This is a genomic window from Streptomyces viridosporus, from assembly GCF_002078235.1.
In the GTDB taxonomy this organism is placed as follows: domain Bacteria; phylum Actinomycetota; class Actinomycetes; order Streptomycetales; family Streptomycetaceae; genus Streptomyces; species Streptomyces viridosporus.
The window spans coordinates 1-11,038 of record NZ_MSGP01000532.1 but is presented as its reverse complement, the minus strand read 5'-3'; the positions used below and the strand labels follow the sequence as shown (position 1 = coordinate 11,038).

Sequence of the window (11,038 nt, the reverse complement as noted above, 5' to 3'; positions counted from 1 at the left end):
CTGGGCGCCGCCGCGGCGGCGGCACTGCTCGCCACCGACGAGGCGGAGGCGGTCCGGTACCTGGAGGCGCTGTCCCGCGCGGGCCTGCTCGACCGGGTGCGGCACGGCCGCTACCGGCTGCACGACCTGGTGCGCGCCTTCGCGCTGGCCCGGCTGCTCGACGAGGAGGACCCGGCCGAGCGCACGGCGGCGCAGGAGCGGCTGATCGTGAACTACGCCGAACTGGCCGACTCGGTGCTGCGGCTGGTCGACGGCCCCATGTCGACCCGCTCGGACCGCTTCGGCCCGTACGGCTTCACCTCGCTGGACGAGGCGCTGCGCTGGCTGGACGACGAGTCGAGCTTCATCACGGCGGCGCTGCGGCACGCGGAGGGCGTGGACCGGGCGGCGGTGCTGAACCTCCTGGGCGCGCTGTGCGACTACTGCCTGCTGCGCGGCGACCTGTACCGCCTCGGTGAGATCAGTGAGCTGGCGCAGGCGGTGGACGAGGGCCTGCTGGTGCGCTCGGTGCAGTGGCGCACCGGCATCGCGGCACGTCAGCTGGGCGAGCTGGACAAGGCGCGCACGACCCTGGCGTCGGTGGTGGACCTGTACCGGGAGGCGCACCACGAGGCGGGTGCGGCCCGTGCGCTGACCTCGCTCGGCATCACCCTGCACCACCAGGGCAACCTGACCGAGGCGGCGGCGAAGCTGCACGAGGCCCTCGACCTGCAGTCCGTTCCCGAGCTGGCCACGGACCGCGCCTGGACGATGCACGCGCTGGCGGCGGTCGAGCGGGACCGGGCCCGGCTGTCCCCGGCGCTGGACCTGCTGACCGAGTCCCTGGTGCTGCACCGGGCGGGCGAGTCCGTGCACGGCCAGGCCTGGGCGCACTACCAGCTCGGCCAGCTCTTTCTGCGCACGGGTGACGTGCCGCGCGCCGAGGGTGAGCTGCGCGCGGCCCTCGAGCTGTACGGCCGCACCCGTGACGGCCGCGGCGAGGCCTGGGCGCTGACCCAGCTCGCCCGGGCCCGGCTGGTGGACGGCGACGCCTCCGAGGCGGTGGAGGACCTGCGGCGGGCCGCCGCCCGGCACCGGGACAACGAGGACGCGCGGGGCGAGGCCTGGACGCTGTACTACCTGGGTCAGGCGCTGGAGGAGACCGGGGACCTGGACCGGTCGGTGCGCGAGCTGGAACGCGCCCGCACGATGTTCTCCCGGATGCGGGACGTCTACGGTCTGGCCTGCGCCCGGCACCACTCGGCGCGGGTGACCCGCGACCAGCGGGCGGCCCGGACCGGTTCGCTGCGCAACTCTGGCTTCGCCCGTCAGCTGCTGGTCGACGCCCGCGCCGACTTCCAGCGCATCGGTGTGGCGCACGGCGAGGCGTGGACCTGCCTGGAGCTGGCCGTGGTCGACGCGGGCAACGCCCGCACCCAGCAGGCGCTGGCCCTGTGCGACGAGGCGGTGACCCTGTTCACGTCCTACGGCGACCGCCGCGGCGAGGACTGGGCCCGTTTCCTGCGCTGCACCCTCCTGCCGTACGCGGCCCCGGGCGGCACGGAGGTCGGCACGGCGGTGGCCCAGGAGGAGCTGTCCCGGCTGGGCCGGGCCGCCCACGCCTCCCGCGACGGGAAGCTGGACGACTGCGTGGAGGCCTACCAGCTGCTGCTGGAGCGGGGCGTCAGCCTGGAGGCGGGCTGGCAGGCCTGGCGCCTGGGCATGGTCCCGGGCCGCCAGGCCCGGGAGGTGATGGGGGTCGCCGTCGGGCCCACGGCGTAGGACGCCGTGGGCCGGGGCGGGACGCCGGGCAGGGCGTGCCGTGGGCACGGGCGTCGCGCCCGGCCCCGTGGCACGCCCCGCGGCTCAGCCGTTCTTCTTCTTGCCCCCGCCGGGGGCGGCGGAGGCCTCGGTGCCGTCCCCGGACCGGTTCTCCGGGCCCTCCGCCTCGGGGAAGTCGACCCGGCCCATGTGGCGGTTCATCGACTTCATCAGGGCCCAGACCGCCAGGGCCATCACCGCGAAGACGATGAAGCCGAGGACACCGGGGGTGACCTTGTTCTTGTCGAATTCCTCGGCGAGGGGGACGAGGTGGGTGACTGCCAGGCTTGCGCTCATGTCAGGCATTGTCCCGGATGCCCGCGAAGAGGTCGTCCTCGGGGAGGGAGGTATCGACGAGGGACTTGGCGAGCTCGTACTCCTCCGTGGGCCAGACCTCCTTCTGGAGCTCCATCGGCACCCGGAACCAGCCGCCGTCGGGGTCGATCTGCGTGGCGTGCGCGATCAGCGCCTTGTCGCGGATCTCGAAGAAGTCGGCGCACGGGACGTGCGTGGTGATCGTGCGCTCCGTGCGCTCGGACTCGTTCCAGCGCTTGAGCCAGTCCCCGTAGGGCGACTCCAGGCCGCGGTCCAGCATGGCCCGGTGCAGCGCCTCGGTGCGGGGGCGGTTGAAGCCCTGGTTGTAGTACAGCTTCAGCGGCTGGTACGCCGGGCCGTACTCGCTCTCCGGGTACTTCGCGGTGTCCGCCGCGCCCTCGAACGCCACCATCGTGATCTTGTGGGTCATGATGTGGTCGGGGTGCGGGTAGCCGCCGTTCTCGTCGTAGGTGGTGATCACCTGGGGGCGGAAGGAACGGATCCTGCGCACCAGCTCACCGGCGGCCTTGTCGACGTCCTCCAGGGCGAAGCAGCCCTCCGGCAACGGCGGCAGCGGGTCGCCCTCGGGCAGGCCGGAGTCGACGAAGCCGAGCCAGTCCTGCTCGACGCCGAGGATCTCGCGGGCCTCGTCCATCTCCTTCCTGCGCACCTCGTGGATGTTCTCCTCGATGTACGGGTCGCCCTGGAGCTTCGGGTTGAGGACGGAGCCGCGCTCCCCGCCCGTGCAGGTCACCACCAGCACGTCCACCCCCTCGGACACGTACTTCGCCATGGTGGCCGCGCCCTTGCTCGACTCGTCGTCGGGGTGGGCGTGGACGGCCATCAGTCGTAGCTGGTCAGTCAAGACTCAATCCTCAAGTCGGTAGGCGCCCTGTGTGCGGCGGCGCAGTCGCAGGCTTCTATAGTGACCGAATCGGGGGGCGAATAATTCCGGGTTCCGGGTCCACGTCCACGACGGGGCCCGGGTCCCCTTCCGGCCGAGGAGACGATCATGAGTACGGCGAGCACGCGGCTGCCCGAGGGCCGTTACGGCCGCTCCTCGGACGAGCGCGCCGACCGCACGCTCAAGGCCGTCGGCGCCGTGCTGGCCGTGGTGATGATCGGGCTGCTCGGCTGGTTCGGCTACCACCACGTCGTCAAGAACGAGATCAGCGCCGAGGTGATCAGTTTCGACCTCTCGCAGGACGCGGTGAAGGTGCACCTGGAGGTGCACAAGGACGCGGGGACCGACGGCTACTGCACGGTGCGCTCCCAGGCCGCGAACGGCGCCGAGGTGGGCCGCGCCGACTTCCGCTTCGACGGGGACGAGACGCGCATCGACAGGGTCGTCACCCTCCGCACGACCTCCCCCGGGTCGACGGCCGAGCTCGTCGGCTGCTACGCGAGCTGACGCCGCCGGGAATACACAGCGCCTGACCTGCGCCGATGCGAGTCCGGCGGCTTATGTCCTCCCCCTTTGGGCACGAAATTGTTAGGCTCGTGGTTTCGCCCATCCGTGGAGGAACATCCTTCGAGGAGGGCGATGCTTTGTATTCCCAGTACCTACGAGGAGCACCTGTGACCCAGACCAGCGAGAACGTCACCTGGCTGACCCAGGAGGCGTACAACAAGCTCAAGGACGAGCTTGAGTACCTTACTGGTCCCGCGCGCACGGAGATCGCCGCGAAGATCGCCGCCGCGCGCGAGGAGGGCGACCTGCGTGAGAACGGCGGGTACCACGCGGCCAAGGAGGAGCAGGGCAAGCAGGAACTCCGTGTGCGCCAGCTCACCCAGCTCCTCGAGAACGCCAAGGTCGGCGAGGCGCCGGCGGCCGACGGCACGGTGGCGCCCGGCATGGTCGTGACGATCGCCTTCGACGGTGACGAGGACGACACGCTGACCTTCCTCCTCGCCTCGCGCGAGTACGCGAGCTCGGAGATCGAGACCTACTCGCCGCAGTCCCCGCTGGGCACCGGCGTGATCGGCCGCAAGGTCGGCGAGAACGCGGAGTACGAGCTGCCGAACGGCAAGACGGCCTCGGTGAAGATCCTCAAGGCCGAGCCGTACAAGGGCTGACCCGCTCCGCAGGTCTCCGACCCACCCCCGGCGCCCCGTGCGGCGCCGGGGGCTTTGTCATGTCGCGGCCGAGCGGTACTTGCGCACGGCGAGGGTCCTGAACAGCGCGATGATCAGGACCGACCAGATCAGCGAGGCCCACACGGGGTGCTGCATGGGCCAGGCATCGGGCGCCTGGAAGCCCGGGGGGAGGTTGCCGAACAGCTCGCGGCACGCCTGCACGGTGGCGCTGAACGGGTTCCACTCCGCGATGTGCCGCAGGAAGGTCGGCATCTGGTTCGCGTCCACGAACGCGTTCGAGATGAACGTCAGCGGGAACAGCCAGATCAGACCGCCCGAGGTCGCCGCTTCAGGGGTGCGCACGGACAGGCCGATGAGCGCGCCGATCCACGAGAACGCGTACCCGAGCAGCAGGAGCAGCCCGAATCCGGCGAGCACCTTGCCGACGTTCTCGTGCGTGCGCCAGCCGACCAGCACGGCGACGCCCGCGAGGACGAACAGGGTGAGCGCCGTCTGGACCAGGTCGGCGAGGGTGCGCCCGGTCAGGACCGCGCCGCGCGCCATGGGCAGGGAGCGGAAGCGGTCGATGAGGCCCTTGTGCATGTCGTCGGCGATGCCCGCGCCGGCTCCGGCGGTGGCGAACGTGACGGTCTGCGCGAAGATGCCCGCCATCAGGAACTCGCGGTAGGCCTGGGTGGAGCTGGAGGAGCCCACCTGGATCGAGCCGCCGAACACATAGGTGAACAGCACCACGAACATGATCGGCTGGAGCAGCCCGAAGACGAGCATCTCGGGGATCCGGCTCATCCGGATCAGGTTCCTGTGGGCGACGACCAGGGAGTCCCGGACCGACCGGACGACGGGGTTGCCGGGCGGCGTGATCCGCACGGCGTCGGTGACGGCGCTCATGTCGCGGCCTCCTTGCTGTGGCGGTGTCCCTGTCCCCCGGCGTCGCGCGCGGTGCGCCCGGCGTCGCCCCCGTCCGCGTCCGCGGCCTCCGCGACGTGTCCGGTGAGGGAGAGGAAGACGTCGTCGAGGGTCGGTCGGCGCAGGCCGATGTCGTCGATCTCGATGCCGTGGGCGTCGAGCTCACGGATGATCTCGGCCAGGAGCTTCGCCCCGCCGGAGACCGGCGTGGTGATCTTGCGCATGTGCTCCTCGACCGCGGTGTCGCCCTTGCCGGGGCCGCGCAGGCCGTACTTGTCCAGGAGGGCGGAGGCGGCCCGGACCTTCTCCCGGTCGTGCACCACGACCTCGACGCGCTCGCCGCCGGTGCGGGCCTTGAGCTGGTCGGAGGTGCCCTGGGCGATGACCCGGCCCCGGTCGACGACGGCGATGTCGTGCGCGAGGTGGTCGGCCTCCTCCAGGTACTGGGTGGTGAGCAGCAGGGTCGTGCCCCCGGAGACGAGCTGCTTGATCACCTCCCACAGCTGTTGCCGGTTGCGCGGGTCGAGGCCGGTCGTCGGCTCGTCCATGAACATCACGGGCGGCGAGACGACCAGGGCCGCCGCGAGGTCGAGCCGGCGGCGCATGCCCCCGGAGTAGGTCTTGGCGGGGCGGTCGGCCGCGTCCGCGAGGTGGAACTGCTCCAGCAGCTCGTCCGCGCGGGCCTTCGCCGCCTTCCCCCTCATCTGGTAGAGCCGGCCGACCATCTGCAGGTTCTCGCGGCCGGTCAGGTACTCGTCGACGGCCGCGAACTGGCCGGACAGGCCGATGGAGCGACGCACCGCGTCGGGCTGCCTCAGCACGTCGAGGCCGGCGACGACCGCCCTGCCGCTGTCGGGGCGCAGCAAGGTGGTCAGGCAGCGGACGGCGGTGGTCTTGCCCGCGCCGTTCGGCCCGAGCAGGCCCAGGACGGTGCCCTCCGGGACGTCGAGGTCGACGCCGTCCAGTGCCCTGACGTCCCCGAAGGTCTTCACCAGACCTTCGGCATAGATGGCGCCTGGCATATGAGTCTCCACGTCATCGGGGTCATCGGAGTCATTGGGGTCATTGGGGTCATCGGGAAATTCTTCGGAAAGACCGGATTCGTACGGTGTGCCCCGTCCGGCCCCCTCTCCTCCTGGTTCTCCTCCGGGCGGGCGGTGCCGGGCAGCGAGATGGCACACACCGTAACGCGATGTATCGCGTCCCTCAACGGATTTTCCCGAACGGGTGACGGGGAGCCGTGGCACCCGCCGGTGCCGGGCCGTCCGAGCCGGAGCGTCCGAGCCGGAGCGTCCGCGCCGGGTCGTCCGCGCCGGGCCCTCACGCCGGGCCTTCCGCGTCAGTCCAGCACCGTGTGGCCCGCGTCGTGCAGGGCCCGGCCGACCTCGGCGCAGTGCGCCGGGCCCTTGGTCTCCAGGTGCAGTTCGACCTCCGCCTCCGTGAGCCCGAGCCGCGGGTCGGTCCGTACGTGACTCACGTCGAGGACGTTGGCGTCGACCGCCGACAACGTCCCGAGAAGCGACGCGAGGGCGCCCGGCCGGTCCGTCAGGCGCAGCCGAACGGCCAGGTAGCGGCCCTGCGCGGCCATGCCGTGCCGCAGCACGCGCTCCATCAGCACCGGGTCGACGTTGCCCCCGGACAGCACCGCCACGACCGGTCCGTCGAAGGTGTCGGGTCGGCTCAGCAGCGCCGCGACCGGGCTCGCCCCGGCCGGCTCGACGACCAGCTTGGCCCGCTCCAGGCACAGCAGCAGCGCCGTGGACAGCTCGTCCTCGGTGACGGTGCGCACCTCGTCCACCAGCTCGTCGACGATCCCGAACGGCACGTCCCCGGGCCGCCCCACCTTGATGCCGTCGGCCATCGTCATCGGGTTCCGCACCGACACCGGGCGCCCGGCCGCCAGCGAGGGCGGATACGCCGCCGCGCCCGCCGCCTGCACACCGACGATCCGCACGTCCGGCCGCAGCGACTTCACCGCGACCGCGATGCCGGCGGCCAGACCGCCCCCGCCCATGCCCACGACGACCGCCCGCACCTCGGGGCACTGCTCCAGGATCTCCAGGCCCACCGTGCCCTGGCCCGCGATGACGTCCGGGTGGTCGAAGGGGTGGATGAGCACCGCCCCCGTGTCGTACGCGTACTCCTGCGCGGCGGCCAGCGACTCGTCCACCACCTGGCCCTGCAGCCGCACCTCGGCGCCGTACTCCCGGGTCGCGCCGACCTTCGGCAGCGGGGCGCCCTTCGGCATGAACACCGTCGCGCGCACCCCCAGCAGCGACGAGGCCAGCGCGACCCCCTGGGCGTGGTTGCCGGCGCTCGCCGCGACGACACCGGCGGCACGCTCCTCGGGCAGCAGCCCGGAGATCCGGACGTACGCGCCGCGCAACTTGAACGAGCCCGTCCGCTGCAGGTTCTCGCACTTGAGGTGCACCGGTGCGCCCACCTGCCGGGACAGGTGCCTGCTGCCCTCCATCGCGGTCACCCGCGCCACCCCCGAGAGCATCTTCTGGGCGCCGCGCACATCGTCGAGGGTGACGGCCCGCAAGGAGCCGGCCGTGCTGTAGCTCATGCCTCCAGCATCGCAGTCCCCACACGCCCGTGAACGCCGTGACCAACCCGCGGACTCCGCTTTGCGCAGCGCCCGCGCGGCCCGCCCTCCGGCCGCGTACCCTTGTCCCCCACACAAAAGCCCTCCACGAAGTGAGCCCCCGGCCATGCCCACAACACCTGAAATGTCGATGGACATGACGACGGACGCAACTGCCGTCGGTGACACCGGTCTTCTCGACACGCTGCAGCACGAGGTGGCGCTGTTCGCCCGACGCGCCGAACAGACACGGCTCGGCGGGGTCGGCCAGGTGCGCAACTCCATGGACCGCGCCGCCTACCTGCTGCTCAACCGCCTCGACAAAGAAGGCCCGATGGGCGTCAAGGCGCTCGCCGCGAGCATGGGCATCGACTCCTCGACGGTCACCCGGCAGGTGGCCCCGCTCGTGGACACCGGCCTGGTCAAGCGGACCTCGCACCCCGAGGACGGACGCGCGGTCGTGCTCCAGCTGTCCCCGCGCGGACAGGCCCGGCTGGAGGAAGTGCGCGTCTCGCGGCGTGCGTTGATGGCCGAGCTGACGGACGACTGGGCGCCGGAGGAGCGCGAGGCGTTCTGCACCCTCCTGACGCGCTTCAACGACGCGCTGTCCACGCGGATGTCGACGCAGGGGACGCCGGCGGACCCGGAGGGGCAGTCGGCCTCCTGACCGTCCCGGGCGTCCGCCGCCCGCGGGGACGGCCCGGTTCCGGGTGTGCGCGGCCCTTGACCGCGGGGCGCGCCCTGGCCTCATATGAAGACCGGGTCCCCGTCGTACGCGCCCGCGGCAGGCCGTACGCGGCCGGGACCGGTCCGTTCGGGGAGGGCGGGAGGCGCGGTTGCGACCACGGCAGGCGTCCCGGGATCTGTGCCGGGCCCTCGAGTTCGAGGCGTACGTCGCGGGCGCGGGCGGCCGGCTGCTGCACACCGCGACGCTGCTCACCGCGGAGGCACCGGACGACAACCCGCACGCGCGGCGCCTGCTGATCCGTGCGCTGGCCCACACGTACGCCTCCTGGGACCGGCTGCGCGGCGACGATCCCTACGAGGTCACCCGCCGGTACCTGGCGATCCGCTTCGCGCACGGTGTCCGGCACCGGCACCGCGGCCTGCTCCGCTCCCGGCCCCTCCCGCAAAGTCCCCTGGCCCGGCTCTCCCCGCGGGAACGCCTGGTCCTGGTCCTGCGGTTCCACGAGGGCGTCGCCGAGGAACGGACGGCGGCCCTGCTCGGTCTGCCCGCGGACCGTGTGCGGACGATCTGCCACCGCGCGACGGCGGCCCTCCTGGACCCGCCCCGGGAACCGGCTCCGGCGGTGGGAGGCGTCGAGGCGGCGCCGTCATGAGGCCGCCCGCACGGACGGGTCCCGGTGACGACGGCCACGGCGGGGGGCGGGAATGGCCCGGATGAACCGCGAGGAGGCCGTACGGCGGCTGCTGGGGCAGTCGCCTCCCCCGGTGCCGCCCGAGCTGTCCGCGCAGGCCGCGCGCCGCGGTGCCCGCATCCTGCGGCGCAGGGCGCGGGCCCGCCGCGCGATGTGGCTGCTGGTGCTCGCGGCGGTCGTGGCCGTCACGGTGTGGGCGCTGACGGCCCGTCCCTGGGTGGAGCCGCCGTCGGAGACGACCCCATCCCTGACGGGCTGGTGAGCCGGCCCGGCGCGGACCGGCTCGCGGCCCTTACTTCCCGAGCGCCTGCTGGAGGTCGTCGAGCAGGTCGTCGACGTTCTCGATGCCGACGGAGAGCCGCACCAGGTCGCCGGGGACCTCGAGGGCGGAGCCCGCCACCGACGCGTGCGTCATGCGGCCGGGGTGCTCGATCAGCGACTCCACGCCGCCCAGGGACTCGCCGAGCGTGAACACCCCGGTCCGGTTGCAGACCTCGACGGCCGCCTCCTCGCCGCCCTTGACGCGGAAGGAGACCATGCCGCCGAACGCCCGCATCTGCTTGGCGGCGACCTCGTGACCGGGGTGGTCCGGCAGCCCCGGGTACAGGACGCTCGTCACCCGCGGGTGCCGGGTGAGCATGTCGGCGACCCTGGTCGCGTTCTCGCTGTGCCGGTCCATGCGGACCGGGAGCGTCTTGGTGCCGCGCAGCACCAGCCAGGAGTCGAAGGGGCCGGCGACCGCGCCCATCGCGTTCTGGTGGAAGGCGAGCTCCTCGCCCAGCTCCGCGTCGGCGGTGATCAGGGCGCCGCCGACGACGTCCGAGTGGCCGCCCATGTACTTGGTCAGGGAGTGCACGACGACGTCCGCGCCGAGCAGCAGCGGCTGCTGGAGGTACGGCGTGGCGAAGGTGTTGTCGACGACGAGGCGGGCGCCCGCGTCCCGGGCCACCTGGGCCACGGCGGCGATGTCGGTGATGCCGAGCAGCGGGTTGGAGGGGGTCTCCACCCAGACCGCCTTGGTCTTCGGGGTGAGGGCGGCCCGCACCGCGGCCGGGTCGGAGGTGTCGGCCACCGACCACTCCACGCCCCAGCGGGCGACGACCTTGGCGAAGAGGCGGAACGTGCCGCCGTACGCGTCGTTCGGGATCACCACGTGGTCGCCGGGGACGAGCAGCGTGCGCAGCAGGCAGTCCTCGGCCGCCAGTCCGGACGCGAACGCGAGGCCGCGGCGGCCGCCCTCCAGGGCGGCGAGGTTCTCCTCCAGCGCGGTCCTGGTCGGGTTGGCGCTGCGGCTGTACTCGTAGCCGCCGCGCAGGCCGCCGACGCCGTCCTGCTTGTAGGTGGACACCTGGTAGATCGGCGGGACGACCGCGCCCGTCAGGGGGTCGGCGGTGTTGCCCGCGTGGATCGCGAGCGTCTCGAAGTGCTGACTGATGTGCCTGTCGCTCATGAGCACCGAGGGTAGTGGGCGGGCGGCGCGGACGGCGGACCAGGAGCGGGCACGAGCGCCCTGGCCCTCCTCGGGGATCCATGAGCCGGGTTTTTCCACAGGTCGGGCGACGGGTTGGCCAATTGTCGCCGCGGTCTGGTTCGCTGGTGGCATGGAGATTCTCTGGGTCCTGATCGCGCTCGTCATGCTGGGCGTCGTGATGTCGTCGTTCCTCAGACGCCGGCGCGGTGCGGTCGGGCTGGTCCCGCCCGGCCACCCGGACGCGGCGGACCCGGCGAACTACGGCTTCGCCCGCGAGGAGGAGCTGGACATCCGCATGCCCGGCCCCGACCAGGACCTGCTGGACGTCCTGGACCTGGTGCAGCGCACCCAGGACTACCGCGCGGCACAGCAGCTGCTGGCCGGTACGGGCAGGGAGAGCGAGCTGCGCTGGCAGCGCGTCCAGGCCTTCGCGGGCGCCGCCTCGCTGGAACTGCAGCAGCGGCCCGGCGGGGTGGGCGAGGC

At 72.5% G+C, this 11,038-nt stretch carries 12 protein-coding genes and 1 pseudogene; 7 read left to right on the top strand and 6 right to left on the bottom strand.

The genetic code is table 11. From position 1 onward, the window contains the following. Positions 1-1,761, top strand: a 1,761-nt coding sequence (locus B7L92_RS31610) for a tetratricopeptide repeat protein (protein ID WP_143626409.1), incomplete at its 5' end; no start/stop codon positions are given. Positions 1,762-1,845: 84 nt separating this feature from the next. Here the strand turns inward: B7L92_RS31610 and B7L92_RS31605 are convergent. Beyond that, positions 1,846-2,106 carry a hypothetical protein gene (locus tag B7L92_RS31605; RefSeq protein ID WP_174704050.1) on the bottom strand — a complete coding sequence of 87 codons (261 nt, stop codon included), beginning with the start codon at positions 2,104-2,106 and terminating at the stop codon, positions 1,846-1,848. Next, complete coding sequence (gene mca, locus B7L92_RS31600) at positions 2,099-2,980, bottom strand: mycothiol conjugate amidase Mca (RefSeq protein ID WP_081240739.1); 882 nt, start codon at positions 2,978-2,980, stop codon at positions 2,099-2,101. Before mca ends, B7L92_RS31605 begins: the two co-directional genes overlap by 8 nt. A 147-nt stretch (positions 2,981-3,127) precedes the next feature. On the opposite strand from mca, the gene B7L92_RS31595 reads away from it, so the two are divergent. Together B7L92_RS31595 and greA are read left to right on the top strand one after the other, a co-directional pair. Beyond that, positions 3,128-3,526 (top strand): DUF4307 domain-containing protein, encoded by a 399-nt coding sequence (locus B7L92_RS31595; protein ID WP_081240738.1) that lies wholly within the window; start codon positions 3,128-3,130, stop codon positions 3,524-3,526. A 167-nt stretch (positions 3,527-3,693) separates the two neighbouring features. Beyond that, positions 3,694-4,191: a transcription elongation factor GreA gene (greA, locus tag B7L92_RS31590; protein WP_004984062.1), complete on the top strand. Its 498-nt coding sequence runs from the start codon at positions 3,694-3,696 to the stop codon at positions 4,189-4,191. A 57-nt stretch (positions 4,192-4,248) separates the two neighbouring features. Here the strand turns inward: greA and B7L92_RS31585 are convergent, their stop codons facing one another. The 3 genes from B7L92_RS31585 to ilvA form a co-directional block, all read right to left on the bottom strand. Continuing rightward, positions 4,249-5,100 (bottom strand): ABC transporter permease, encoded by an 852-nt coding sequence (locus B7L92_RS31585; RefSeq protein WP_081240737.1) that lies wholly within the window; start codon positions 5,098-5,100, stop codon positions 4,249-4,251. Then, positions 5,097-6,140 (bottom strand): ATP-binding cassette domain-containing protein, encoded by a 1,044-nt coding sequence (locus B7L92_RS31580; protein WP_081240736.1) that lies wholly within the window; start codon positions 6,138-6,140, stop codon positions 5,097-5,099. The genes B7L92_RS31585 and B7L92_RS31580 overlap by 4 nt, the downstream gene beginning before the upstream one ends. 317 nt (positions 6,141-6,457) lie before the next feature. Beyond that, the gene (gene ilvA / locus B7L92_RS31575) at positions 6,458-7,687 is read right to left on the bottom strand and encodes a threonine ammonia-lyase (protein ID WP_081240735.1); all 1,230 of its coding nucleotides are present in this window, start codon (positions 7,685-7,687) and stop codon (positions 6,458-6,460) included. A 163-nt stretch (positions 7,688-7,850) separates the two neighbouring features. On the opposite strand from ilvA, the gene B7L92_RS31570 reads away from it, so the two are divergent. The 3 genes from B7L92_RS31570 (at position 7,851) to B7L92_RS31560 (ending at position 9,346) form a co-directional block, all read left to right on the top strand. Beyond that, positions 7,851-8,372: a MarR family winged helix-turn-helix transcriptional regulator gene (locus B7L92_RS31570; protein ID WP_081240734.1), complete on the top strand. Its 522-nt coding sequence runs from the start codon at positions 7,851-7,853 to the stop codon at positions 8,370-8,372. 169 nt (positions 8,373-8,541) lie between these two features. Next, entirely contained in the window at positions 8,542-9,045 is a 504-nt protein-coding gene (locus B7L92_RS31565; RefSeq protein WP_081240733.1) for a sigma factor-like helix-turn-helix DNA-binding protein, read from the top strand. Positions 9,046-9,097: 52 nt separating this feature from the next. Continuing rightward, the gene (locus B7L92_RS31560) at positions 9,098-9,346 is read left to right on the top strand and encodes a hypothetical protein (RefSeq protein WP_081240732.1); all 249 of its coding nucleotides are present in this window, start codon (positions 9,098-9,100) and stop codon (positions 9,344-9,346) included. Positions 9,347-9,376: 30 nt separating this feature from the next. Here B7L92_RS31560 and B7L92_RS31555 read toward each other — a convergent pair whose 3' ends face one another. Beyond that, positions 9,377-10,534, bottom strand: a complete 1,158-nt coding sequence (locus B7L92_RS31555; RefSeq protein WP_081240731.1) for a cystathionine gamma-synthase — start codon at positions 10,532-10,534, stop codon at positions 9,377-9,379. Positions 10,535-10,685: 151 nt separating this feature from the next. On the opposite strand from B7L92_RS31555, the pseudogene B7L92_RS31550 reads away from it, so the two are divergent. Then, positions 10,686-11,038, top strand: a pseudogene (locus tag B7L92_RS31550) (hypothetical protein); the annotation flags it as partial.

What these genes read in the sequence shown, in the direction of transcription:
- B7L92_RS31595 (WP_081240738.1), top strand. Translation starts at nt 3,128, where the DNA reads ATGAGTACGGCGAGCACGCGGCTGCCCGAGGGCCGTTACGGCCGCTCC.
- B7L92_RS31580 (WP_081240736.1), bottom strand. Translation starts at nt 6,140, where the DNA reads ATGCCAGGCGCCATCTATGCCGAAGGTCTGGTGAAGACCTTCGGGGAC.
- B7L92_RS31560 (WP_081240732.1), top strand. Translation starts at nt 9,098, where the DNA reads ATGGCCCGGATGAACCGCGAGGAGGCCGTACGGCGGCTGCTGGGGCAG.
- B7L92_RS31585 (WP_081240737.1), bottom strand. Translation starts at nt 5,100, where the DNA reads ATGAGCGCCGTCACCGACGCCGTGCGGATCACGCCGCCCGGCAACCCC.
- B7L92_RS31570 (WP_081240734.1), top strand. Translation starts at nt 7,851, where the DNA reads ATGTCGATGGACATGACGACGGACGCAACTGCCGTCGGTGACACCGGT.
- ilvA (WP_081240735.1), bottom strand. Translation starts at nt 7,687, where the DNA reads ATGAGCTACAGCACGGCCGGCTCCTTGCGGGCCGTCACCCTCGACGAT.
- B7L92_RS31555 (WP_081240731.1), bottom strand. Translation starts at nt 10,534, where the DNA reads ATGAGCGACAGGCACATCAGTCAGCACTTCGAGACGCTCGCGATCCAC.
- B7L92_RS31605 (WP_174704050.1), bottom strand. Translation starts at nt 2,106, where the DNA reads ATGCCTGACATGAGCGCAAGCCTGGCAGTCACCCACCTCGTCCCCCTC.